Below are 25,055 nucleotides of genomic sequence, written 5' to 3' on the forward strand. Positions count from 1 at the left end.
GAAGAGTCGTCACTTGTCCCGACGTCAGATTTCCCCCAGTCACCCAGCCCACCGCATCTTCCACCATCTCCAAAGAATGAAAGGAAGGCCCCTCAATGGGTTTGCTCTCGAAGTACACCAGCCGACGACCCACGACCATGTTGCTGGTCACTGTATTGATTTCTTTCGCTTTGACAGCTTCTGCACAGACGACCCCCACTAAGAGTTCAAGTTCTGGTACGCAAGAGGACCCTAACTTCCTCGTTTGCGATTACGGAACGTTGACCGCCTACTTCACGTACAACAGCTTCGCCATCTGCCGTCAGGACAGTGGAGGTACACGTCAGTGCGTCGGCCACCTCGTCACCGACGCGGTGGTGACAAATCCGCTAAACGGCAAAGTTGCGACCGGCAGTTGGACATTAAGTACGAAGGAAAGCTCTACCTCCGTCGTAAATGCGGGGGAAGTTCTTGACTTGAACGTATCTGGCGTGGGCAAAGTAGCCCACTTGTCGGGCAGACTGGTCTTCGATTTGGGTACCGGAACCGTTGTGTTTGGTACCCCATCGCTAGACAGGAGCTTTGTACCAGCTCTGTGCTCTGCTTTGCGCTAACCTAGCGATTCCCAGCCCCGGTATTAGGCCCCGTTCGGGTTTCCCTGTGAGCGGGGCTTTGTCGGCCTGATCGAGCTTTCCGCTGTTCACGAAAATCAACGTTGTCCGTTGAATGAGCCGCACTTAGATTTCCTTCTTGAACACCTTTGCAAGCTTGTCCTCACGTGCTGCTTGAACTGGCGCATATCGCAGGTAATCCAGAGTTACTGCAGAGTTGTCATTCTTCTTCCTTCCCGAAAAACTCGTTCAGCTCCTCCGCAAGTTCGCGTGAGAACAACAACGCCGACCAATAGCGGTTCCCATATTGAATTCCGCCAAACCATCTCGGTGACCTGCGCAGGGCTTATTCGAATCGGAGGAGGCGGTTGATAGTCTGCGCTTCCGAGGTCTAGGAAGATTCTTGCGATGTTTTTTCCTGTGCTCCAGCGGCAGGTCGGCCGGAGGACGTTGACGCGAGACCAGACGGCCTCGAGCGGCGGAGCAGCGATTTCTCGAATCGCCTTTCTGCGTCGTCGTCCTTCGCTTACCCGCCTCTGGCCTCCATCACCCTGAATCGAGCGGAATAGAAAACCATTTTGAACATTATTTTCAAAGCGTGACTTTGGTCATCGTCTCACATCGCTGCCTCGGGAAGAATGTGAATCGTGGGAAGGACATAGGAGGCAACATGCAGACACAAGTTTCGAAAACGGTTAGAGAGATCGCTCTGGAGAGCACAGCGGCTCCCGCGGTATTGGAAGCACTCGGCATCGACTATTGTTGCGGCGGACACGTTCCTTTTGAAGAGGCATGCAGAAAGTCGGGCAAGAGTCCCGAAGCGGTGATCGCTCAGCTTGAGAAGGCGGCGCGCGAGGGCGAAGCGCGCAATGACAAGAGCACTGACTGGAACTCGCAGCCTTTGACGGCCCTGATCGATCACATCACCAAGACTCACCACGCATTTGTTCGCAGCGAATCTCCGCGCCTGCTGGCACTGGCTGAAAAAGTGGCAACCAAGCACGGACCGAACAAGCCCGAGCTGAAGCGAGCGCATGAAATATTCAACGCACTGGCCGAGGAACTCGCCGCTCACCTCATGAAGGAAGAGCAAATTCTGTTCCCGTATGTCGCGCAGCTTGAGCAAGCGTCTGCGCCGGCTGCTTCGTGCTTTGGCTCGGTTGAGAATCCCATCCGCATGATGATGTTTGAACACGACAATGCAGGCGAAGCTCTCCGCGAACTGCGTAGCCTGACGAACGATTACACGGTTCCGGCTGAGGGCTGCATGAGCTATCGCGCGCTGTTCGAGGGTCTCGCGGCATTTGAGGCCGACCTGCACCAGCACATCCATCTCGAGAACAACATCCTGTTCCCCCGCGCTGTCGAACTGGCGCACAGCAAGTAAGTGGAGAGAGCAATGAACTACAAGCGTCTTTGGATCGCATTGGCAATCGTGCTCATCGCGTCTTTTGCAGTTCTCGGCGGCGTGGGCTACAAAGGCATCAAGAGCGCGCCTCCGCTGCCGGAGAGGCTGGTCACGACGGATGGGCAGGTTCTCTTCCAGGGACCAGCCGTCATGGATGGCCAGAATGTGTGGCAGTCGCTTGGCGGCCAGGAAATCGGCTCCATCTGGGGACACGGCGCTTATGTCGCTCCAGACTGGACGGCGGATTATCTGCATCGCGAGTGCGAGATCATTCTTGATCGCTGGGCACAAGAAAAAGGCGCGGCGAATTTCGCCGCAATGTCCGTTGAATCGCAAGCGGGTCTGCGTGGACGTCTCGAGCAGTTGATGCGTCGCAATACCTACGATGAGGCGACCGGCACAATTACCATCGATCCCGTGCAGGCCGTTGCTTACACGCAACTCGCCACCTACTACGCCAACATCTTCGAGAATGGGCGCAGCGACTACGCAATCCCGCAAGGTGCACTCACCGATGCGACGAAGCAGCAAAAAATGGCGGCGTTCTTCTGGTGGACCGCATGGGCAGCCTCTACCAATCGCCCTGGGCAGACGGTTAGTTACACGCAGAATTGGCCGCATGAAACGCTTGTTGGCAACAGTCCCACCGGAAACGCAATCGTCTGGAGTCTCCTCAGCTTCGTTATGCTGCTCGCCGGAGTTGGCGCTCTGGTTTGGTATTTCGGAGCGAAGCAGGAAGCTCCTGAAGCGGACCTCAAGCCGCACAGCGATCCTTTGCTCGGACTTGTTCCCACACCATCGCAACGCGCAACGGTCAAATACTTCCTTATCGTAGCAGCGCTATGGGTGTTGCAAATCGGCCTCGGAGTCCTGACTGCGCACTACGGAGTTGAGGGCAATGGATTCTTCGGCATTCCGCTCGCGAAGTGGCTGCCCTATTCCATCACGCGCACCTGGCATCTACAGATTGCGATCTTCTGGATCGCGACATCGTGGCTGGCAACGGGCTTGTATATCGCACCAGCCGTGGGTGGCGCCGAACCAAAGGGACAGCGCCTTGGCGTGAACATTCTGTTCGGCGCGCTCGTGCTGGTCGTCGGTGGCTCGCTCACCGGTGAGTGGCTCGGCATCCAGCAGAAACTCGGCAACCTGTGGTTCTGGCTGGGTTCGCAGGGCTTCGAATATGTTGATCTCGGCCGTCTATGGCAAATTCTGTTGTTCGGCGGACTGATCTTCTGGTTGTGGTTGATGTATCGTGCGCTCAAGCCGGCTCTCGCCAAGCGCGATGAGAATTTCGCTCTGCTGATGATGTTCGTCATCTCGGCCATCGCGATCCCGACCTTCTACGCCGCCGGACTGATGTACGGCCAGCGCTCGCACCTCGTCACTGCCGAATACTGGCGCTGGTGGGTTGTTCACCTCTGGGTCGAAGGGTTCTTCGAGGTCTTCGCCACGGTGGTGATCGCCTTCCTGTTCACACGACTGCGCTTGCTCTCCGTGAAGTCTGCGACTCGCGCGGTGCTGTTCTCAACCGTAATCTTCTTGTCCGGCGGAATCATCGGCACATTCCATCATCTCTACTTCACAGGCATGCCTGCCTCGGTTATGGCGCTGGGCGCGGTATTCAGCGCTCTCGAAGTGGTGCCGCTTGTGCTGGTCGGCAAAGAAGCTTGGGAAAACATTCGGCTCACGAAAGCGAATCCGCGTGCTCCCTGGCTTGGTGCCTATAAGTGGCCGGTGTACTTCTTCGTCGCGGTAGCGTTCTGGAACTTCGTTGGCGCAGGCTTGTTCGGCTTCCTGATCAACCCGCCGGTAGCGCTCTACTATGTGCAGGGCCTCAACACTACTCCCGTGCACGGACACACCGCTCTCTTCGGTGTTTACGGAATGCTCGGACTTGGATTGATGTTGTTCTGCCTGCGTGCGATCAAGCCCGCAGTGGCCTGGAAGGAAAAGCCGATCGCGCTGGCCTTCTGGTTGATCAACATCGGACTGGGCGCAATGGTGGTCTTCAGCGTCCTGCCCGTGGGTCTAATGCAAGCCTGGGCCTCGGTCGATCACGGGACGTGGTATGCCCGCTCCTCCGAATTCCTGCACGGTCCATACATGACTGCGTTGAAGTGGATGCGCGTTCCCGGCGACGTACTGTTCGGAATCGGTGCCGTGATCCTCGGCTACTTTGTCATCGGCCTGATCACAGGACACTCCTACGACCTGGGCCGCTCATACGAAGAGGACTTCGAGGAGGTTGCTACCCGAGTAGCTGCTGGCGACTAACTGAAGCCGTGAGTAGCTCGAATACGTACCGTTCGGGCTACTCACGCACCATCTCTTCCCCTGTCAGAACTCCCATCCACGCTGATTACATCCGTTCCCGCTGTGCAGCTCTGAAGTAGTTTGCAAGCTCCGATTGCGTAACGCTGCGCTTAGTAGCGATTGAGCGAGTACGTAATTTTCCGATCAACTTCCCCGTCAGCTCGCAATCCGGACTTAGTCCCTCAGCGGCAAGCAGGTATGCGATTGCCGCTTTCCCGGAGTGTCGTCCCGCCGTGATCTCCGAACGCCGTCCCACCTGCGCCGGAACGAAAGGTTCAAACGCCCGCGAGTCCCGCAGTTGTCCACTGCAATGAATGCCAGATTCGTGCTGAAAGGTGCTTCGTCCGACGATGGGTTGCGACTCGGGAATCTTCCGGCCCGAGAACTCAGCGACCACTCTGCACAACTCGGCAAAGCGCTCTGTCTCAACTTGGCAATCTCGTCCCAGCGAATGACGAAGCGCCATCACAACCTGCTCCAGCGCGGCATTGCCCGCCCGCTCTCCCAGCCCGTTCACTGTCAGGCTGATGCAGTCCGCGCCTCCATGCACGGCCGCAACGCAGTTCGCAGTGGCCATGCCCAGATCGTTGTGTCCATGAAATTCCAGCAACATGTCACCGGCAACGCCGCGCAATGTGCGAAACGTTTCAACGAGCTGAATAGGATTGCAAATGCCTACCGTGTCGGCAAATCGAAGACGCTGCGCGCCAGCAATGCGTGCTGCCGCGACGAACTGATGCAGAAATCCTGCCTCCGCCCGCGAAGCATCCTGCGCACCAACTGCCACGAAATCGAAATTCGTTCTTGCGTACGCCACAAGCTCAGCCACAGTTGCTAACGCCCACGACTCATCCTGCCGAATGCACCCAAGCTGGATATCCGACACGGGAAAAGCGATGTGTACGGAACGCAGTCCGCAAGCCGCGGTAGCGTCGAGATCTTCACGCCGGGCGCGGCACCATCCCGTCAGCCGCGCGTGCAATCCGAGTGCGGCAATGCTGCGGATGTCTTCGCAGGCATCTTCCCCCATGGCAGCAATGCCGCACTCGAGTTCAGGAACTCCAACAGCATCGAGCATGGTTGCGATCTTCATCTTCTCTGAGCGCGAGAAGGCAACGCCAGGAGCTTGCTCGCCGTCGCGAAGACTCGAATCGATCAGCCATACTCGGTGGGTCATCTGTTTGCCTTGGCTAATTCAGGAGGTGCGCCGTCGCAGGTTCGCCATCTTCCAGCGAATCGAGCACTTCGTCAATCTTGTCTTCATTCATCTCGCCATACCAGAAGCCTTCCGGATAGATGACCATCACCGGACCCTTCTCGCAGCGATTCAGGCAGCCGGTACTTGAGACCATCACGTCTTCCATGTCGCGATCAGACAATTCCGATTCGAGATACCCGAGCAGTGAGCCCGAGTCCTTGCGATGACACGCGCCCTTGCTCTCGCCTGCTGCGCGAAAGCTCGCGCATACCAATATGTGGTGCTTCGGCCTTTCCATAATGATTCCTCCTTAGAATTTATGCGCATCCCATGCCGGTGCCCTGGCACTCGGAAGATGAACAGGACCTGAACTGTTTCTTCATCGAGGCGGGTACATCACCCGTCCGATGCAAGCTCTCCATCACATCTGAAACCAATCCGCTGACCTCGAGCACGCGAAGCCCTGACTGCTCCAACACCCATCGCGGAGCGCGGCCCACTCCGCTTACCACCACCGTGTGGCAATCCTCCAGGCTCGACGCCAACTCGCGCCACCGTGCGTTGCCCCCACCAGTTTCAGGAGTGTAGCGAAGCTCAATCAGCTTGGGTTCGTCTTCCGCATACTCCATAATCCAGAGCCGTGTTGCTTCGCCAAGATGCTGATTGACCAGAATGCCTTCCATGCTTGCGACGGCAACATATGGGCGACCCTTGCGATCGTCGAGAAGTCCATTGGCAGCGGCCCGCATAATCTCCACCAACTCTGCAGACTGTTCCTGTCCAAGCAGCCCCACAGCATCGGCACGGCAACGGGTGCAGTGCTCCATCTGCGGAATGATCTCCGACACCTGCGCGCGAATCTCACGCATCGCGTTCTCGGAAATCTCTTCCTTATCCTCAAATGCCGTATCTTTCACCGGGTACACCGGGATGCAGTTCATCACATCGACACCGAGGTGGCGCATGCGCTCGGCAACCAGCGGTGCGTGATCGTCGTTCACTCCCGGAACAAGGATCGTGTTCACCTTCACCGTGATTCCAGCGGCCTTCAATGCCGCCACCGCCGCGAGTTGGCGATCGAGCAGCAATTGAGCAGCCGCCGTTCCACGATAGATGGTCTTGTTATCTCGCACCCACGCATAGATCTGCGCTCCAATAAGCGGATCGACCGTATTGATCGTTACCGTCACGTGGCTCACCTGCAATTGCGCGAGTTCGGCAACGTGCGGCTCCAGGTTCAGTCCGTTCGTCGCCACGCACAACAGCATCTCGGGATACTTCTCGCGAACCAGGCGCAGCGTCTCGAGCGTCTCCTCCGGCTTGGCAAAAGGATCTCCGGGACCGGCAATGCCCACCACTCGAAGTTGCGGTGCGCGCTCCAATGCCTGGTCGAGATACGCCAATGCCTGATCCGGCTTCAGCACAGCGCTTGTGACGCCGGGCCGGCTCTCATTCATGCAGTCAAATTTGCGATTGCAATAGTTGCATTGGATGTTGCAGCGCGGAGCAACCGGAAGATGAATGCGTCCAGTCTGGTGCCTTACTTCTGAGTTGAAACACGGATGCTGCGTAAGATCTAGTGGCATAAGCCCTCACATATAGCTGTAGCCCACAGGCGACGAGTTTTGTTTGCGTTCAATGATGGTGTTGACGACGAGATCGAAGAGTTGTTGTGTGCCGCGATAGCCGACGTGCAGAATGCGCTGTCCGCCCACGCGGTCGTGTATCGGGAAATCGACGCGAATCAGCGGAATGCCCAGTTGGCGCGCAAGTTTTGCGCCCTTGCTGCTGCCGATCATGAAGTGAAGATTGCACTCTCGCGCCATCTGTTCCATGGTCATGAAGTCGAGGTTGTCCCGCGCCATCACTGGCTCGAGGCAGTCCTTCGTGACTTCGGCGATGGAGGATGCAAACCCACTGCTCTTTCCTCCCGCCGCGCACAGCGCCGGAACCACGCCCATCTCCGACAGGAATGACGCAAGGCCCACGACCATGTCATCATTGCCAAAAACCAAGGCGCGCTTGCCAAACGCATACTTGTGTCCATCGACGTAGGCATCGAGCAGTCGGCCTCGCTCCAACTCATACCTCGAAGGCATCGACTTCCCAGAAAGCGCCGAGAGCACCGAAAAGAATGCATCCGTTTCCCGCACTCCGATTGGCATTCCGATCCGATGTGCCTTGACTCCAAATCGTTCTTCGAGGTGACCTGCTGCCGTAGCCTTCGACTGCAGCGCGCGTCCGAACTCGATGCTTGCAGTGGCAGTATTTACCCTGCGAAGTTGTGCAAGCGGAGTTCCTCCCACCGGAATCTTCTCGTAATGCGCCACAACGGGAGAGTCCAGCGTTTCTGAATAGTCCGGAAAAAGCGTGAGTGGAAGGTCGAAGTCGGCGGCGATCTCCTTCAGGTGTCGCAGATCGGCAGGCGACACCATCCCGGGAAACAGGTTTATCCCCACACGAGCGGCGTCACTCTTCTCGGCGCTACCTGCAAGCTGTTCCACCACTGCGCGAACTGCTGCATGGAATCCGTCCAGGTGCGTGCCGTTGTAACTAGGTGTCGAGACGTGGACCAGTTCCGGGGCACTCTCGCCACTTCGCGATTCACGGTAGTTCCGCAGCATCAGCCCCACATCTTCGCCAATCGTCTCGGTCAGGCATGTGGTCGCGATTCCGACGAGCCGCGGCCTGTACTGTTCAGTGACGTTCTTCAGCCCCTGCATCAGGTTCTGCTCTCCGCCGAATATCGTGCTCGCCTCACTAAAGCCGGATGCTGCAATGTCCATCGGCTCGCGGAAATGGCTGATGATGTAACGCCGCATGTATGTCGCGCAGCCCTGTGATCCGTGTAGAAATGGCAGTCCGCCTTCGATGCCTCGCATCACCAGCGAAGCCCCAAGCGGTGCGCAGAGCTTGCACGGATTGCGCGTGCTTACAAAGTTCGGCGCCGTAGTTTTCAGGACGGTCAGCTCTGTGCTCATCGCGCCACCTCCGCGCAGCCTGCACGACGCCGCGGCATGAGTTTCCACACCGGACTTGCGACGCTGCTGTACACCTCGCGTGCAAAGTTCACCATGCCTTCAAATCCGGCGAGCGCTTCCTTGCGCTCGTGGTTGTGATCGCAGAATCCAATGCCCAACTTGTACGCAATGGGCCGCTCCTTCACTCCACCGATGAACACATCGACATCCTTCTCCTGCAGAAAGCTCGACAGTTCCAGCGGATTCGAGTCATCGACGATGATCGTGCCTTCGTCGCAGAGCTCGCGCAGCAGTTCGTAGTCTTCGCGGTTTCCCGTCTGCGACCCAACCATCACGGTCGTCATTCCCAGGTGGCGAAGAGCTCGCACCAGCGAGAAGGCCTTAAACGCCCCGCCCACATAGATCGCGGCACGCGCGCCTTCGAGCTTGCGGCGATACCGCGAAACCTCAGGCATAATGCGCTGCAGTTCATCTCGAACGAGATCTTGCGCACCATGCATGATCTCTTCGCTCTTGAAGAACCGTGCCACGTCATAGAGCGCCTGCGACATGTCTTCCATGCCGAAATAAGAAACCTTGATGAACGGCGTGCCCCAGCGCTCTTTCAGCTTCTTTGCCAGGTGTGTCATTGAGCCCGAGCACTGCACCACGTTCAGAGCAGCGCCATGTGCGCGGTTGATCTCCTCCACGCGGCCGTCTCCCGTGATGCACGAAACCACTTCGACTCCCATCCGCCGGTAGTAATCTTTGATGGTCCATATTTCGCCCGCGAGGTTGAAGTCCCCAAGGATGTTGATACTCGTAGGAGTCACCGTTTCGGTGTTGCCCGTGCCGATCAGTTCGAACAGCGCATCGCAAGCGGCGCGGTAGCCATCTTTCTTCGTTCCCTTGAAGCCTTCCGAATGTACCGGCAGGACAGGGATTCCTTTCTCCCTGCTTACCCGCTTGCAGACCGCCTCGACATCGTCGCCGATCACGCCAACGATGCAGGTCGCGTACACAAATGCGGCTTTCGGATGATGCGCGTCGATCAATTCGCAGAGCGCGGAGTAGAGCTTTTTTTCTCCACCCTGAATCACATCGAGTTCCTGCAGATCGGTCGAGAAACTCAGTCGATGAATCTGCGGGCCCGACGAGAGCGCTCCGCGAATATCCCACGTATAACTTGCACAACCAATAGGTCCATGCACGACGTGAAGGGCGTCAGCAATGGGATAGAGGACCACGCGCGACCCGCAGAATACGCACGCGCGCTGGCTTACCGAACCCGCCGCGCTCGGCTTCTCGCAGTCGAGTTGGAAGGGTTGTTGCCCCTTACGGTAAACCTGCTTCGTCCGCTCTCTCAGAATGTCTGCCATTGCTACGCCCCGCTCCGGTGTTTGTGTTCGTGCAGTTTGCCTACATCGTCAATTCAAACTTCTCTTCGGGTGCTTCGCGATCCTGGCGGTCCATAAGAACGCCGAGAATCTTCTCCAGCAATCGCATGCCGCCCTCGTAGCCCACCGTTGGGAAATATTGATGTCCGACACGGTCGAGTATCGGAAAACCGTGGCGCACGAACGGAATATCTTCATCGCGCGAAATGTACTTTCCGTAGGTGTTGCCAATCAGCAGATCGACCCCTTCGTTTTTGATCCACTGATGCATCAGGTACATGTCAGCTTGCGGCCCCGCCTTGATCTTCGCCGTCTCCGCAAGTCCGCCCAGAACCTGCGTCACCCGCTTCTCAAAACGCGGTGACGGAGTTCCCGTGACGACATACGCCGGCTTCATATCAAGAGCAACGAGGAACTCGCACAGTGATACGAGTTGATCTGGATCGCCGTAGAGCGCCACACGTTTGCCGAATGTGTACTGGTGCATATCGGCCATCATGTCCAGCAGGCGTCCGCGCTCGTCGGTAACAGAATCAGGAACCTTCACTCCTGCCATCTTCCGCAGAGCTTCAATGAAGCGATCCGTCGCCTGGATTCCGATCGGAAGTTCGAGCATCTCTCGTGGCACTTCGCACTTCTGCTCCAGGGCATCAGCGGCGCGAGTCGAGGCCGTGAGTCCAAGGCCGAGCGTTCCAATACTCGAGCCCGCACTCTTCAACTGCTCAATGGTTGCTCCGCCGCGAGGATAGAACTCGTGCGTACCAGTCTGTGGAGCATCCAGCACGTCGCTTGTGTCGGGAAACATCACGACGTCCACGCCCAGTTTGTGCGCCAGACACTTGAGTTCGCGCATGTCCGACGGCTCCACCCAACCCGGAAGAATGTTGACCTGCTTCTTCTCTTCCTTCGAGGACTCGGCGAAGTAATCCACGATTCCCTTGCACATGTTGGCAAACCCCGTCACATGCGAGCCCACATAGCTCGGCGTGTTCGCGTGGATCACAAACTTGCCTTCGGGAATCTTGCCTTCGTCGCGTGCCTTCGCAATGATCTGCACCAGGTCATCACCAATCGTTTCCGAAAGGCAGGTGGTGTGTACCGCGATCACGTCAGGGTTGTACACGGCAAAGATGATCTGGATTGCCTGCAGCAGGTTAGCCTGCCCGCCAAAAACCGAAGCGCCCTCGGTGAATGAACTTGTGGCGGCCATCACCGGCTCCTTGTAGTGGCGGGTCAGAGTGCTGCGATGGTAGGAGCAGCATCCCTGCGATCCATGGCTGTGAGGCAAGCAGTTGTGAATGCCGAGTGCGGCATACATCGCTCCGATGGGCTGGCATGTTTTCGCCGGATTCACGGTGAGCGACGTGCGCTCCAGAACCTCAGTGGGTGTGTGTCGCAAAAGCATAGACTTCTCCCTTCTGCTCCAGTGAGCAGCGGCTGTTGACTCTCATCATTCGGAAATTAGTGGGCGGCGATTTTGGTAGGCTCTGGCTGCTGCCACGGAGCCACGGTCAATTTCCAGACCTTCATGTTCACCATGCGGTCAATCTCGCGATAGAAGTTGATGGCGCCTTCAAAACCCGCGTACGGGCCGCCGTAGTCGTAGCTGTGAAGCTGCTTGCATGGAATACCCATCTTCTGGACGGCGTACTTCTCCTTGATGCCGGCACAGAAAATATCAGGCTTGTAGAGTTCAAGCAGCCGCTCTGTTTCGTGATGGCTGATGTCGTCAATCACAAGTTGATCGGCATCCATGTCGGGCATCATGCCGCGGTAATTGCGGAACTCGAGTTCGACATCTGCCTCGAGCTTTGCCAGTTCTTCCGGCGTGCGGCGCGGGCGATAGCGGATGGGATCGGGAACCACCTCGATCTCTTCGATGTTCTTGCTGTCCGCATCCACCTTCAGATCGCCCAACACGCGACGGCCTTCGTAATCGTCGCGATGTCCGAATTCATACCCGGCAGCGATGGTCTTCATCCCAAGCTCATTGAAGAGCATCTGATAGTGGTGCGCGCGTGAGCCGCCCACGAAGAGCATGGCAGTCTTGCCCTGCACGCGGCTGCGAACTTCATCGCGAACAGCATTCACCTTCGGCAGTTCTTCCGTAATCACCTTCTCGACGCGTTCGGTCAATTCTGGATCATTGAAGTACTGCGCCACTTTACGTAGCGACTTCGCCGTCGCCTCACCCCCGATGAAGTTCACCTTCAGCCAGGGAATGCCAAACTTCGTTTCCATCATCTCGGCCACATAGTTGATCGAGCGGTGGCACATCACGATATTGAGATCGGCAGTATGCGAATTGGCGAGCGTGTCGTAAGTAGAGTTGCCGCTAAAGGTCGCAACCACCTTGATGCCGCAGCTTTTCAGGATTTCGTCGATAACAAATCCATCACCGCCGATGTTGTATTCACCAAGAAGATTGATCTTCCATTTCTCTTCATGCTGCGTTTCGTTCAGTCCAATCACATGCTTGAAGAGCTGATTGTTTGCGATATGATGTCCCGCCGACTGGCTCACACCTCGATACCCTTCGCAGGAGAACCCGAACACATTGATGCCGAGTTCCGCCTTCATCTCGCGAGCAACCGAGTGCACGTCATCGCCGATCAGTCCCACCGGGCAGGTTGAGAAGATCGCAATCGCCTTGGGATGAAATAGCTGATAAGCCTCGCGGATTGCTTCCTTCAACTTCTTCTCACCGCCAAACACGATTTGTTCTTCCGTCATGTCGGTCGAGAGGCAGTAGTTGATGAAGTTTGCGTCCTCCGGAGTAGGCGGCAGCGTCTGGTTCCGGCGAGTAAGCCAAGAGTAGAAGCCGCAGCCGATAGGCCCATGCGTGATGCTCAGAATGTCGCGGCTCGGGCCAATGACCACGCCCTTGCAGCCTGCATACGTGCAGCCGCGCTGTGTAATGATGCCCGGGCTGCTGCGCGTGTTCGCCTTGATTTCCGGCACCGTGCCGTCAGGACATATCTCATTTACCACGATCTGATCGGCGCGTTTCCGGGACAGTTTCTTCGGGTAAATTTGTACTAATTCTTCTTTTACTTTTCTCGGATCCAACGTCATAAACCGCTCCATCGCTGCGCCACATCAGGCGTCTGTGCTGTGCGCGCCGGCACGGTGTTCGCCAGGCCGGCGCGGATCAATCTGGAGGATCGACTAGGCGATCGCGTGCTTCGGTGCGTCTTCGGAAAGACCGAAGTCGATCAGCAGCTTTTCCAACGCCTCGATTTCCAGCGGCTTCGGGATCACGAAGTTGGTGTTCGTGTCGATCGCCTTCGCCAGTGCACGATACTCATCAGCCTGTGCGCACTCTGGACGCCACTCGATCACCGTCTTGCGATTGATCTCCGCGCGCTGCACGTCGTTGTCGCGGGGTACGAAGTGGATCATCTGTGTGCCGAGCTGGCGAGCCAGTTCCTGGATCATTTCTCGCTCGTTATCGACCTTGCGGCTGTTGCAGATCAGTCCGCCGAGGCGTACACCGCCCGCCTGTGCGAACTTCACAATACCCTTGCAGATGTTATTGGCCGCATACATGGCCATCATCTCTCCAGAGCACACGATGTAAATCTCCTGCGCTTTTCCTTCGCGAATCGGCATGGCAAAACCGCCGCACACAACGTCACCGAGAACATCGTAGAAAACGTAATCGAGACCGACGTCTTCCTTGTAGGCTCCGAGCTGCTCAAGCATATTGATCGAGGTGATGATGCCGCGGCCTGCGCATCCTACGCCTGGCTCGGGGCCACCGGACTCCGTGCAATAGGTGTTGCCATAACCCATGCGCCGGATGTCTTCGAGATCGACCTCGTCGCCTTCTTCGCGCAGCGTGTCGAGCACAGTCTTTTGTGCCAGTCCGCCTAAGAGCAGCCGCGTAGAGTCCGCCTTTGGATCGCAACCTACGACCATTACCTTCTTGCCCATTTCAGCCAATGCTGCAACCGTGTTCTGAGTGGTGGTTGATTTGCCGATGCCGCCCTTGCCGTAGATCGCTACTTTTCGCATGATTTCTTGTCTTCCTTTCAGAGAATTCTTGAATAAAGTCGATCCCGCACTCCGGAGTAAGTAGACCGGTGCGCCGCGCTGCGGTGAGTGCGAAATGCTGCTGTGCTTTGTTGAAGGTAGAGTTCTGCTTTCGGCTGGAATCAGCCGCAGTATCGCGTGCTCGAGCTTGGAGCGGGATTTCTCAGGCGTCAGCTACAGCGCGACGCTGATTAGAAGAATAGAAAGTGCGACAAGTCAGCGACGTCCGTGGTCGGTTGATTGTCGGTAACCATTGCTGGTGAAGGAGAGAATAGGAGAGAAGCTCTCCGGAGTCCAATCGGAATTTTCTATCCGGCCGATTGCATTCGCTGATGAGGCATTGCCGCAAGCTCACCACTGAAACAGGCCTAAACTATCACATCGACATGGCGAGTTATACGCGCTTATAGATGGAATAAGAACTATTGATTGGCGCGGGTCAGCAATACCGAACTACTCTCACTTAATCCTGAAAAGCACCAGCTTCAATTCAAGCGAGGAAGTCATGCTTCCGAAAGATGAGACCGCGATGTGGCAGGTGGAAATCCTGCATCGCACAAGCAGAATTGTCAGTTCCGGGTTGTCGATCGACGACATGCTGGCGGAGCTTATCGCCATCACAGTCGAGGTCACTGGCTGCGATGCTTGCCTCATCTACTTGCCCGACCATGAAACAGGAGACGTTGTTTTGCGCGCTTCACAACTCCCTCATGACGCTGAGATCGGAAACGTGCGTCTCAGCATGGGTGAGGGAATTGCAGGCTGGGTTGCCAAGCACAAGACTGTAGTGGCGCTCTCAAACAACGCATGGGCCGACGCTCGCTTCAAGACATTCTCCACGATGGTCGAGGACACTTACGAGGCGCTCGTTTCCGTTCCGCTGGTGCGGGGTGGAGAAGTGATCGGCGTGTTCAATGTGCATCATCGCGAGGTGCACAACCACACTCCGAATGAGATCAGCTTGCTCAGCTTTCTCGGCGAGCAAATGGGCGGAGCCATCGCCTATTCCGCACTGGTCGAGCACAATACCCGACTCAAGCAGGAGGCCCTATTAGTGCGCCAGCAACTTGAGGAACGCAAACTCGTCGAGCGCGCGAAGGGCATTCTGCAGCAGCGTTTTGGCCTTTCAGAGCAGGAGTCTTACCAAAGCCTGCGTGAGGAAAGTCGCCGCCATCGCAAGTCAATTCGCGAAGTTGCCGAGGCCGTGCTGATGGTTGAAAACATCGCCACCCGACGCCCCACTGCAGCGCGCGAACAGAGTGGTGAATCTGAGTAGTCCTACAGTTGTTACGGGCCTTATCGACGCAGTCTTACCGACCAACGACACGTGGAGGAATTCGAATGACGTTCAATCTTGTCGCCATCAACCTGAAGGATGCGCAGGGAAACCTTCCCGCATGCCACGTCGCCAAATGCGCGAATCAAGGCCGGTATCAGTTCTTTCCTCCGCTTGCCGAGGGCGATCTGCCCGACTGGGAAGGGAAGTCCATCTGCTCCAAGCATCTTGTCGATGAAGCTCGGTATCGCCCCGAGATCATCTTGTCATTGCTCGATATTCTGATCGATGCCATGGAGTCGAAACACGTGCTCACTGGGCCTTCCGCGCCGCGTGGACCTGGCCGCGTAGTTCCGCTGCGGTAGTTCATCGCTTTGCAGCGCTTCTTGTTGATGCCTGATCGACTGGAAGCCTAGTCGCTACTCGCCGATCCGAGCAGCACTTCGGTGGTCGAAGCAGGCATCACAACGTGAACCTTCGCATGTTCTTTTCTGGATGAGAACCTTGACCTGAGAGGCAGGTCAAGCGCGTACAGCGCGAATGCTGCTATCGAAAAAGAGCCCGCCAGTAAAACTGCCATACTGCTCATGCCTAGCGCGAGCATGGCTATGAATGCCGGAAGGTGAAACAGGTAAAGAGGGTACGAGATGTCTCCAAGCCAGTCGAGCAATCGCGCCCAGTTGCCCTTCACCACAACTTCTGTACTCATGACCAGAACGAAGATTGAGAAGAACAGCGGCAGTCCCCAATTCTTGTTCAGCGCCAGTGCCAGGGTTGCAGGGAAGGCCAGTATTGTGAACCCAAGCGGCGTTCTTCTCAGCCGGAAGTAAACGAACCCAGTCACCCACATCCAGGAGGACACCAGCAGAATCCTCCAATTGGCAAGCGTTTCAATTCCGCCGTTCGGAGGATGGATCAACATGAATGCAAGAAATGACGCAAGAAGCAACGCGATCAGCGCAAACGTCGGCAGCTTCCTGAGTTGAGGAGCCACCATGTAGTGCCACCATTCCGGACTGAGCGACCAGAGTGGTCCGTTGAGTGGGACCGGCGCGCTGATTACGCTCTGCAGCATCAGAAATGAAGCCACGATGGAAATCGTAGATGCGCTCGAAACCTGCTCCCCAAGCGGCCACACAAAGATCTGCGAATGCAACGTGTGGTGAACCAGTAATTGCACCGCCAGTGCGAACACAACCGAGGCGATGTACATTGGCCAGATTCGCAGAAAACGACGTCTGTAAAAGCCGACGCTCTCTCGCTCTACGCTCGCTGCAATGCTGTACCCGGAAAGCACAAAGAATCCGAAGACCGCGCTGCTTGGATTCAGATGATCAGCCCTGAAGATTACGTAGAGGTTGGGCTTCACCAGCATGGAGTAGTGTCCCAGGACGACCACAGACGCAAGAAAAAAGCGCCAGGCCGCCAGCAGGCTCCAATTTGTTTGGGGTGCGATGTTTTCTGACATTGAGCGTTACGTCTTCTTCAATGTTATCGCATGATGCTGGAGTGAGACATATCCGCCCATGATCTTGAGACCCGCAGCGAGCGCCAAGGCTGCTATTCTGGAAATGTGACTTCCACGGTATCTACACGAGCCAAGGCCTCGAGCCGGAAACGTTCGGTTCCTACCCTTGTTCGACGGTTTGCGTTCGGCCTCGTCAGCATCTGGCTGTTTGCCGTGCTGCTTCTTGTTGCTGCGCGGTGGATTAATCCGCCAACAACCGCGGTGCAGATGCAGCGCCGTGTGCAGTCCTGGTTCCGCGACACGCCTTATCAGAAGCGCTACACGTTCGTCCCCCTAAAACAGATCTCGCCCGATTTTCAGCACGCCGTCATTGCCGCGGAAGACACGCGCTTTTACCAGCATCATGGATTTGACTGGCACGCCATCCGACTCGCGGCCGAGGAAGACATAGAAGGTGGCCGTACACGCGGCGGGTCCACGCTCACGCAGCAACTCGTGAAGAACCTGTTCTTCGGAACCGGACGTTCTTTCCTCCGCAAAGGTGCGGAAGCCACGCTGGTGCCAGTAGCCGAAGTCGTGCTCGGCAAGCAGCGCATTCTGGAGCTATACCTCAATGTAGTCGAGTGGGGGCCTGGCGTTTATGGTGCAGAGGCGGCTTGTCGCTACCATGACAGAACCTCGGCCCGGCATATCGGCCGCGAACAATCGGCACGGCTGGCTGCCATTCTTCCTGCGCCGCTGAAACGACGCCCAGAGCGCATGAACAGCTACAGCGCTGTCATCCTCAGGCGAATGCGCCAAGTCGGTTGGTAGTAGCCAGTCCTGCTGGTTATTAGGTGCAACAGCCTACATGAAGAATTCGGTTCCAGAGACGTCGTTCATTTGAGATAAATGAGTGGAATGCGAAAACTCTTTATCTTCAACGACTCGCCTTACGGTAGCCAGAGGACCTACAACGGCCTACGCCTGGCGCTCGCCTGTGCCCGCAAAGCAAAGATTCGCGTCTTCTTCTTCGGCGATGGTGTGACTTCCGCCATCGCGGGACTCTCCCCCGCGCATGCCGAATACAATCCGCAGGAGATGCTGACGGCGATTTCTGATCTTGGCGCCGATCTCGCTGCGTGCGGCACCTGCATGGAAGCCCGAGGGATTAAACCAGAAAATCTGATACCGCAGGTACAGCGCGGCTCTCTCGACCAACTCGTCGAGTGGACAGAAGACGCTGACAAGGTTCTGACCTTCTAGCAACGCCTCTGCGAATCGCTCTTCTCAAAATTCAACCGTCCTCAATCTCGTGCGCGGGAACTAGCTTTCTCGCGCATCGGCTACACCTTTGTGTCGCGGCGAACGTGAGCGGGTGATGTATGTCACTGAAGCACGTGTCATTCCGTAGTACATCAGGAATAACCGCAATATTTCTTGTTGTTATGTTAGCTCCTGCCGAACGTCAAAAGGGGTAGAGGAACAAATGGGGATAAGCCGAAGAGACTTATTGAAGATGGGCACTGGTGTCGGTCTGACTCTTGCCGAGTTGGGCATCCAGGTTCCACAAGCACATGCGGCGACCAAAAAGGAGAAGTTAGCGGGCACCGAGGAGTTCACGACTGCCTGTAATTTCTGTTCTTGTGGTTGCGGCATGATTGGCCATGTCAAAAATGGCGAGCTGGTGAATCTGGAAGGCGATCCGGACCACGTAATCAACGAGGGCGCGCTGTGCAGCAAGGGCGCCGCCATGCTGGAGACTCACCGGTCTACCCAGCGTGTGAAAAAGCCTATGCTTCGCACTGCTGGCAGCGACCAGTGGAAAGAGATCAGCTGGGATGAGGCCTATGACCGCATTGCCCGCAAGATCAAGGACACTCGCGACGCCAACTGGATCGCCACCGAAAAAGAAGGCGACAAAGAATTTGCGGTAAACCGCACCGACGCCATTGGCTTCATGGGCGGTGCGCAGAACACGAACGAAGAGTGCTACATCGTCAGCAAGATGGCACGTCTGCTCGGCACTGTTCAGGTAGAACATCAGGCCAGGCTTTGACACAGCCCCACGGTCCCCAGTTTGGGGGCAGCATTCGGTCGTGGCGCTATGACCAATCACTGGTTGGATCTGCAGAACTCTAAGGTGTTCCTCATCGAGGGATCCAATGCTGCAGAGAACCACGTGATGGCCATGAAGTGGATCCGCAAGGCGCAGGAAAAGGGCGCCATCATTATCCACGTGGATCCTCGTTTCAATCGCACCTCCTCGACAGCGGACATCTATGCCCGCATCCGTCCCGGTGCCGATATCGCGTTCCTGAACGCGGTTACCAATTACATCCTTGAAAACAAGCTCTATGACGAGCCCTACGTAAAGCTTCACACCAACGCTCTCATGGTCAGCAACAAGGAGTTCAGCTTTGAGGACGGACTCTTCTCCGGATATGACCAGGAGAAGCACAAGTATCACCAGGAAGGCTGGGGATACGAACTCGGTTCGGACAAGAAGCCTCTCAAGGCAAAGTCGCTCGACGACCCCCGCTGCGTATTCGCACAGATGAAGAAGTTCTTCTCGCGATACACGCTCAAGGTGGGCAGCGACATCTCGGGAATTCCCGAAGAGCAGATTAAGCTGATCGCCGAAACCATGGCGAAGCACAAGCCGGGCACCATCATGTATGCGCTCGGCATGACGCAGCACACCGTTGCAGTGCAGAACATCCGCTGCTATGGCATCATCCAGATGCTGCTCGGAAACATCGGCAAGCCTGGCGGCGGCGTAAACGCTCTCCGCGGTGAGCCAAACGTGCAGGGCGCCTGCGACATGGCCGTCCTGAACAACTACACTCCGGGCTACCTGAACTACCCGAATTACAACGAGCCCACGCTGAAGGAATGGACGAACAACAACGGTACGCTTCGTCGCAAGTTCCTCATGAACACGTTGAAGGCTTGGTTCGGCGAGAACGCAACGGCGGAAAACGACTACGGCTATGCATGGCTGCCGAAGCGCAACACCGGCGATTACTCCGTTCTTGGCATGCTCGAAGGCGCACTCAGTGGCCGCACGAAGATGCTGTACGTCGTCGGACAAAACCCGGCAGTAACGAATCCCAATCTGAACGTTACCTTTGCGGCGCTCGAGAAGCTTGAGATGCTCGTCGTTCAGGAACTTTGGGAGACCGAGACCGCCAGCTTCTGGCATCGTCCGGGCGCTGACCCCAAGTCGATCAAGACCGAAGTTCTGTTGCTTCCTGCGGGCTACTTCATGGAGAAGGAAGGCACCATTTCCGGCTCCGGTCGCATGGTGCAGTGGCGCTACGCGGGCGTCAATCCTCCGGGAGAAGCGAAGCCCGATCTGGAAATATTCGACACGCTCTTCAACAAGGTGCGTGCGCTGTATAAGAACTCGACGGATCCGAAGGATGTGCCGATTCTGAAGGCTGCATGGAACTATCCTGCGAAGGATCGTGCCGAAGCCGTGCTGAAGGAAATCGGCGGATTCGACCTGACCACCGGTCAGCCGGTCAACGGCATCGCCGACCTCAAGGACGATGGTACAACTTCTTCGGGAGCCTGGATCTACGCTGGCTGCTTCAAGGGTGGCAAGAACCTGACGAAGCGTCGCGACAACAAGACCGATCCCAGCGGACTCGGTATGTATCCGAACTTCGCATGGACCTGGCCGGGCAACATGAAGATTCTCTACAACCGCGCCTCGTGCGACGAGCATGGTGTGCCGTTCGATCCCGAGCACAAGATCGTCTGGTGGGATGCCGAGCAGAAGAAGTGGGCTGGCGTCGATACTCCTGACGTTCCGGTGCCGACCGATGGGCCGGACACTCCGAATGGACAGCGCGCGTTCCGCATGAACGGAGAAGGTGTCGGACGTCTTATCGCTGGGCCTTACAAGGATCCTGACGCGAAGGACAAGGATAAGCTTCCGCGCGATGCCTCCTACACGCCCAAAGATGGTCCGCTGCCTGAGTTCTACGAGCCGGTCGAAAGTCCGACGGAGAACTCTCTGCACCCCGCTGTTAAGTGCAATCCGTGCTTGAAGTATCCGCGCCTTAAGGATGGCAAGCACCCAATTGGCACCGTGCAACAGTTCCCCTACGTGCTCATGACGTCGAGCATGTCGGAACACTGGTGCGCAGGTTCCACCACGCGCAACGTGCCGTGGCTCAATGAACTCGTCCCAGAGCCGGTGGTTGAAATTCCAGAGAAACTCGCGCAGCAACTGGGTATTGCGACTGGCGATCGGGCCGATGTCAGTTCGGCTCGCGGCAAGGTGACTGTGAAAGCTGTCGTCACCAAGCGCATGCAGACGCTCCAGATCAACGGCAAGGAAGTGACGATCGTTTGGATGCCCTATAACTGGGGATTCAAGGGCCTGAGCACCGGTCCTAGCACAAACGTTCTGACCATCGATGCCGTGGACCCGGGAGCTGGCACACAGGAAACCAAAGCCTGTCTTGTGAAGGTGGAACGTGCGAAAGACGGAGGTGCACATGTCTAGCGGAATGTTGATAGATACAACCAAGTGCATCGGTTGCCGTTCGTGCCAGGTTTCCTGCAAGGAATGGAACGACCTGCCCGCCGAGAAGACGAGTGCGCCGGAAAAGGGCCTCGGATTGCAAAATCCGAAGGTGCTTTCCGCAAAGACGCTGGTGGTGATCACCGATCATGAGATCGATGACGCCAAGGCGCCGGGCGGAATCCGCACGATCTTCGCCAAGCGGCAGTGTATGCACTGCGACGAGCCGGCATGTGTTTCGGCCTGCCCTGTCACAGCAATGCACAAGACAGCCGAAGGCCCGGTCGTTTATGACAAGTCACGCTGCATCGGATGCCGCTACTGCATGTGGGCCTGCCCCTGGGGCGTTCCCACCGCGCAGTGGGATTCGCTTGCGCCGCAGATCAGCAAGTGCACCATGTGCTACGACCGCCATGCTCAGGCATTGCCGGTCGCACGCAATGGACAGTCGATTCCGGACAAGAACGGGTCTTACGCGACCAAGTTGTCTGAACCGATGTGCATCAAGCAGTGTCCCGCTGGCGCTCTCAAGTTTGGCGAGCGCGAGCACCTTCTCGCCGAGGCGAAGAAGCGGATCAAGGACAACCCCGGCACATACGTCGAGCACATCTACGGCGAGCATGAAGCGGGCGGCACCGGAGTTCTCTATCTCTCGAGTGTTCCATTCGAGCAGATCGGGTTCCCCAAGGTGCAGACCGAAGCTCTGCCCAAGATCAGTGCCATCGCCCTCGGCTCGGTTCCTCCGGCTGTGGTTGGCGTAGGAGCTGTCCTCGGCGGCGTGGCGGCGTTGAACAAGCGTCGTGCGAAAGTTGCCGCAGAGGAAGGGAAGTCCGCCAGCAAGAAGGAAGAAGCTCATCATCATCATGTAGAGTTTGCCCCTGTTCCGGGCGGCAATCCCTTCACGCGCCAGAACCTTCTCTCGCGTGGCAATATGACGCTGCTGTTCCTCATGGCCTTTGGAGCGCTTTCATTCCTCGTGCGATTCGCTCTTGGACTTGGAGGCAGCACCAACCTCTCCGACACCTGGGCCTGGGGCCTTTGGATCGTATTCGACTTCGTGTGGATTGCGATCGCCGCGGGTGCGTTTGCTACCGCTGGTCTGATCTACGTCTTTGCACGAGAAGACCTATACTCCATTGGTCGCGCCGCCGTCCTCATGGGAATGCTGAGTTACACGTTTGTCGTGCTCACGCTCATGGCTGATCTTGGTCTGCCTTGGCACTTCTACGCGCTTGGAATGTATGCACCGAAACATTCCGCCATGTTCGAAGTGTCCTGGTGTATCACTTTCTACCTCACGGTCTTGGTATTCGAGTTCCTGCCCGTGCCGCTCGACTACTTCGGTCTGACGAAGTGGAAGGCGCTGTGGACGAAGTACTCGGGTTCCTACGTTGCGGTCGCGGTATCGCTCTTCGTGTACCTCATGTCCCGCAACCTGATCTACACCGTGGCGGCACTTGCAGTCTTCGGGTTCATGGCTTACATCTTCCGCACTAAGGAAGGGCAGAAGCCGGTTCCTGTGATGCTGGCCATTGCGGCGGTAACGTTCTCCACCATGCACCAGAGTTCGCTTGGTTCGCTCTTCCTGCTCATGCCGGATAAGCTCAACCATCTCTGGTGGTCACCCGTCATGCCGATCTGCTACTTCTTGTCTTCGGTTGCAGCGGGCACGGCACTTATGGTGCTGGTCGAGATGTGGATTGCGAAGGCCTTCAAGCGGACGCTCAACATGAAGCCGGTTTCGGCCATGGGCAAAGTGGCATTCTGGGCGCTGCTCGTGTACCTGGTTGCACGTCTTACGGACGTCGCCATCCGCGGACAGCTTGCTAACGTCCTCACCTCATCTCAGGGTGTTCTGTTCCTGATTGAGATTGTGGTTCTGGGCTTCGTACCGTTGATCATGCTTGGTTCGTCGAGCGTGCGCAATCGCCCTGCAACACTGGGCATCGCGGCACTGCTCTCCGTCAGCGGCATCGTTTGGAACCGCTGCATGGGCGTGATCTTCGCAATGAATCTCACGGGCCCCGTGCCTCAGATCGCTCCGGTACATTACTTCCCGAGCATCTGGGAGTGGGGAATCTCGGTCGGAATGATTGCGACGACCATCTTCCTCTTCGGGTTGGGAGTGCGACTCGTTCCCGTTCTCCCGAAGGAAGAACAGCAAGCTTCATTCACGGACTAACCATCCATTCACCGGGGCCGTGTTTTAACAGCACGGCCCCGTTCTAAAAACATCTATGTAGCTCGTCTCTGACCGGATCGGTCTAAAGATGCCATGCATCCAGGACCCAGCCGGCGGCGATCCTGACAAATCCAGTAGTGATCAGGGTCCAAGGGCTGTGCTGGAAACGGCGCTGCCTCCCTCTGTTGGAAAGGAGACATTTTTGAACTCCGCAGCAGTTCTCCGCACATTTGCGTCTCACCCAGTCTCGCCTCAGCAGAATGCCGTCCGAGTATTGCGTCTGTCGCTCACTGATCGCTGTAATTTTCGCTGTCGCTATTGCATGCCCGAGCGCGGCGTAGATTGGGTTCCGCACTCGCAACTGCTCTCGCTCGAAGATCTCGCCGATCAGGTGCGATGGCTTTGCCAATACACATCCATCGATCGGGTCAAACTCACCGGCGGCGAACCGCTGGTCCGGCGCGGCCTAACCGATCTGATCCGATCCCTTCGCGACATCCCGCAGATTCGCGAAGTCTCGCTTACCACCAACGGCTCCATGCTGGCCGAACACGCATCCGAACTCAAACAGGCAGGGCTGTCACGCGTGAATGTATCGCTTGACTCTCTGGATGAGCAGCGTTTCGCCACACTGTCCCGCGGCGGAAAGCTACAACAGACATTGAGCGGAATCGAAGCGGCACTTCGCGCCGGACTCACGCCGCTGAAACTGAATGCCGTTCTCCTGCTCAGTTCATGGCAGCAAGATGTTCCAGAACTCCTCGACTATGCCGCGAACCTTGGCGTCGAGCTTCGCTTCATCGAACTCATGCGCACCGGAACCGAGCGCGACTGGTGTGCTTCTGAATTGCTGATCGTAGATCACGTCCAGGAGTGGCTCGCCCACCAGGCCCGAGTGGAGCCCATCTCCGACGGTTCAGCATCTCCTGCCCGCCGCACACGAGTTCATTGGAAAGGCAAAGAGATCACTGTTGGATGGATCACCCCGCGCTCGCTTCCATTCTGCTCAAGCTGCGAACGCCTTCGCATGGATTCTCGCGGACGCCTGCGCCGCTGTCTCATGGATTCCGAAGTTCTCGATCTGCCGTCGCAGAGAACGAACAACAGCTCTCATGCCGAGGAAGAGTTCCGCCGCTACATGGCAGGCAAGCACGCTCCCGAGTCCATGGACACCATGCACGCCATGGTCGGCATCGGCGGATAACTTTCTTCGCGGCTATCTCTCCATCATCGTTTTCAGGCTGCCGACAAGGCAGCCTGATCTTCTTAACTCGCGCCCAGGTCATCAAGCGGCCGCTCGACCCGAATCCAATAGCCGAGGTGGTCTCGCTAGCAATCCTCGTATGGTGTTGAGCAAAGTTTTTGGGTCCGAGAGTCCCTTCACAAGCACTGCATCCACCAGCTTGTACACGGATTCTGGAACCACCGCGTCTCCTGTGAGCAGGATAATCGGCATTTCTGGAGATCGCATTCGCGCCTCTCGCGCGATCAAATCTCCTTTTTCTCCACTGGCCAGGTGATAATCCACAATCAGTACATCGACGAAGTTTTCCTGCAGTGCCCGTATGGAGGACGCGTAATCTCGGGTCGTCAGAGTCTCAAACCCGAAGTGGTTCAGTAACATGGAACGTGCTTGAAGAGTTTCTGGGCGGTCATCTACACACATGATCTTGGGTCGGCGGTTGTCCACACATGCTCTCAGTTTTATC

20 protein-coding genes, 1 pseudogene and 1 riboswitch are annotated in these 25,055 nt (G+C 56.8%); of the genes and pseudogenes, 11 read left to right on the forward strand and 10 right to left on the reverse strand.

The genetic code is table 11. The annotated features are described in order from the left end of the window. Positions 1–95: 95 nt before the first annotated feature. From AC6IY8_RS00780 to AC6IY8_RS00790, 3 genes are all read left to right on the forward strand, one after another. The gene (locus tag AC6IY8_RS00780; RefSeq protein ID WP_497776695.1) at positions 96–593 is read left to right on the forward strand and encodes a hypothetical protein; all 498 of its coding nucleotides are present in this window, start codon (positions 96–98) and stop codon (positions 591–593) included. Positions 594–1,260: 667 nt separating this feature from the next. Beyond that, positions 1,261–1,977, forward strand: coding sequence for an iron-sulfur cluster repair di-iron protein (gene ric, locus AC6IY8_RS00785; RefSeq protein WP_497776696.1), 717 nt, complete (start codon positions 1,261–1,263; stop codon positions 1,975–1,977). A 12-nt stretch (positions 1,978–1,989) separates the two neighbouring features. Continuing rightward, on the forward strand, positions 1,990–4,275 hold the full coding sequence (locus tag AC6IY8_RS00790) for a nitric-oxide reductase large subunit (protein ID WP_497776698.1): 2,286 nt from the start codon (positions 1,990–1,992) through the stop codon (positions 4,273–4,275). An 85-nt stretch (positions 4,276–4,360) separates the two neighbouring features. Here the strand turns inward: AC6IY8_RS00790 and AC6IY8_RS00795 are convergent, their stop codons facing one another. The 8 genes from AC6IY8_RS00795 to nifH form a co-directional block, all read right to left on the reverse strand. Further along, positions 4,361–5,491 carry a hydroxymethylglutaryl-CoA lyase-like TIM-barrel protein gene (locus AC6IY8_RS00795; RefSeq protein WP_497776700.1) on the reverse strand — a complete coding sequence of 377 codons (1,131 nt, stop codon included), beginning with the start codon at positions 5,489–5,491 and terminating at the stop codon, positions 4,361–4,363. 13 nt (positions 5,492–5,504) lie between these two features. Then, a complete protein-coding gene (locus AC6IY8_RS00800; RefSeq protein WP_497776701.1) occupies positions 5,505–5,810 on the reverse strand; it encodes a (2Fe-2S) ferredoxin domain-containing protein in 306 nt (101 codons plus the stop codon). Between the two features lie 19 nt (positions 5,811–5,829). Further along, positions 5,830–7,098: a radical SAM protein gene (locus AC6IY8_RS00805; protein ID WP_497776703.1), complete on the reverse strand. Its 1,269-nt coding sequence runs from the start codon at positions 7,096–7,098 to the stop codon at positions 5,830–5,832. 6 nt (positions 7,099–7,104) lie between these two features. Continuing rightward, entirely contained in the window at positions 7,105–8,493 is a 1,389-nt protein-coding gene (locus tag AC6IY8_RS00810) for a nitrogenase component 1 (protein ID WP_497776705.1), read from the reverse strand. Next, positions 8,490–9,851, reverse strand: coding sequence for a nitrogenase iron-molybdenum cofactor biosynthesis protein NifE (gene nifE, locus AC6IY8_RS00815; RefSeq protein ID WP_497776707.1), 1,362 nt, complete (start codon positions 9,849–9,851; stop codon positions 8,490–8,492). Before nifE ends, AC6IY8_RS00810 begins: the two co-directional genes overlap by 4 nt. 40 nt (positions 9,852–9,891) lie before the next feature. Then, positions 9,892–11,274 carry a nitrogenase molybdenum-iron protein subunit beta gene (gene nifK, locus AC6IY8_RS00820; RefSeq protein ID WP_497776708.1) on the reverse strand — a complete coding sequence of 461 codons (1,383 nt, stop codon included), beginning with the start codon at positions 11,272–11,274 and terminating at the stop codon, positions 9,892–9,894. Positions 11,275–11,330: 56 nt separating this feature from the next. Beyond that, positions 11,331–12,944, reverse strand: a complete 1,614-nt coding sequence (nifD, locus tag AC6IY8_RS00825) for a nitrogenase molybdenum-iron protein alpha chain (protein ID WP_497776709.1) — start codon at positions 12,942–12,944, stop codon at positions 11,331–11,333. A 93-nt stretch (positions 12,945–13,037) separates the two neighbouring features. Next, a complete protein-coding gene (nifH, locus tag AC6IY8_RS00830) occupies positions 13,038–13,886 on the reverse strand; it encodes a nitrogenase iron protein (RefSeq protein WP_497776711.1) in 849 nt (282 codons plus the stop codon). Between the two features lie 523 nt (positions 13,887–14,409). Here nifH and AC6IY8_RS00835 point away from each other — a divergent pair. Further along, on the forward strand, positions 14,410–15,180 hold the full coding sequence (locus AC6IY8_RS00835; protein ID WP_497776713.1) for an ANTAR domain-containing protein: 771 nt from the start codon (positions 14,410–14,412) through the stop codon (positions 15,178–15,180). A 65-nt stretch (positions 15,181–15,245) separates the two neighbouring features. After that, on the forward strand, positions 15,246–15,545 hold the full coding sequence (locus tag AC6IY8_RS00840; protein WP_497776715.1) for a hypothetical protein: 300 nt from the start codon (positions 15,246–15,248) through the stop codon (positions 15,543–15,545). A 47-nt stretch (positions 15,546–15,592) separates the two neighbouring features. Here the strand turns inward: AC6IY8_RS00840 and AC6IY8_RS00845 are convergent, their stop codons facing one another. Then, entirely contained in the window at positions 15,593–16,648 is a 1,056-nt protein-coding gene (locus AC6IY8_RS00845) for an acyltransferase family protein (protein ID WP_497776716.1), read from the reverse strand. Positions 16,649–16,753: 105 nt separating this feature from the next. Between AC6IY8_RS00845 and mtgA the strand changes: the two genes are divergently transcribed. The 6 genes and pseudogenes from mtgA (at position 16,754) to moaA (ending at position 24,550) form a co-directional block, all read left to right on the forward strand. Beyond that, positions 16,754–17,461, forward strand: a complete 708-nt coding sequence (gene mtgA, locus AC6IY8_RS00850) for a monofunctional biosynthetic peptidoglycan transglycosylase (RefSeq protein ID WP_497776718.1) — start codon at positions 16,754–16,756, stop codon at positions 17,459–17,461. Between the two features lie 87 nt (positions 17,462–17,548). Further along, entirely contained in the window at positions 17,549–17,893 is a 345-nt protein-coding gene (locus tag AC6IY8_RS00855; protein ID WP_497776719.1) for a DsrE/DsrF/TusD sulfur relay family protein, read from the forward strand. Between the two features lie 253 nt (positions 17,894–18,146). Further along, positions 18,147–18,686, forward strand: a complete 540-nt coding sequence (locus tag AC6IY8_RS00860) for a molybdopterin-dependent oxidoreductase (protein ID WP_497778656.1) — start codon at positions 18,147–18,149, stop codon at positions 18,684–18,686. A gap of 12 nt (positions 18,687–18,698) precedes the next feature. Further along, positions 18,699–21,146, forward strand: a pseudogene (fdnG, locus tag AC6IY8_RS00865) (formate dehydrogenase-N subunit alpha); the annotation flags it as partial. Then, complete coding sequence (locus AC6IY8_RS00870; RefSeq protein WP_497776720.1) at positions 21,139–23,346, forward strand: 4Fe-4S dicluster domain-containing protein; 2,208 nt, start codon at positions 21,139–21,141, stop codon at positions 23,344–23,346. The pseudogene fdnG and the gene AC6IY8_RS00870, both read left to right, overlap by 8 nt. Positions 23,347–23,400: 54 nt before the next feature. Further along, positions 23,401–23,558, forward strand: a riboswitch (molybdenum cofactor riboswitch). Continuing rightward, a complete protein-coding gene (moaA, locus tag AC6IY8_RS00875) occupies positions 23,549–24,550 on the forward strand; it encodes a GTP 3',8-cyclase MoaA (protein WP_497776721.1) in 1,002 nt (333 codons plus the stop codon). It overlaps the preceding riboswitch by 10 nt. A gap of 81 nt (positions 24,551–24,631) precedes the next feature. Here moaA and AC6IY8_RS00880 read toward each other — a convergent pair whose 3' ends face one another. Next, positions 24,632–25,012: a response regulator gene (locus AC6IY8_RS00880; protein ID WP_497778594.1), complete on the reverse strand. Its 381-nt coding sequence runs from the start codon at positions 25,010–25,012 to the stop codon at positions 24,632–24,634. Between the last annotated feature and the right edge of the window lie 43 nt (positions 25,013–25,055).

Source organism: Koromonas soli (assembly GCF_059726265.1).